Annotated in this window: 1 pseudogene; it reads right to left on the bottom strand. The window is 50.4% G+C overall.

Features of this window, described 5'->3' with window-relative positions:
* Positions 1-327 (bottom strand): annotated as a pseudogene (locus ACYVRH_RS14485) (hypothetical protein); the annotation flags it as partial.
* Between the last annotated feature and the right edge of the window lie 161 nt (positions 328-488).

Genomic DNA, 488 nt, shown 5'->3' with positions numbered 1-488 from the left:
GTTTACCGCTATTAAAGTTCCGTTAGTCCTTGAAAAATACGAAGAGCCTTCACGTGAGCGCGTAACAAAGGGGCTTATTTTGCTCTTTGCGGAATAGCTCCACAACGGCTTTCCCGCCGTAGAGTACGCTCTGATGTTTCCGCCGTCAAGCGCGACAACTGCGGATTGGGCTTGAACTGAGGGCAAAGACAGCACCGCCCCCCCAAGCGCCTGCCGCCAGAAAGGATCGTTTGTTACAAGGCCTTGCTCTCGGATTTCGCTTTGCGCAAAGAGGGGACAGGCGGCGAAGAGCAATAAAACGCAGTTTCTCAGGAAAAATTTCATCATTTTAAGTATACTACATTATAATGGCTGTTAAAGACGTTTACAAATTACGCTGAGAAAGCATAGCGCCGGGCGGAGACGCGCTTGGCCGTTTTGAGGGAAAACCTGTTTTTGTTGAAGGCGGCGCGTCTTGCGAAACCGTTTGCTGCCGCATTGTACAGGAG

This window comes from Treponema sp. R80B11-R83G3 (assembly GCF_054786115.1).
Note: the sequence above shows the minus strand (reverse complement) of the source record. Positions and strands in the feature narration are given on the sequence as shown.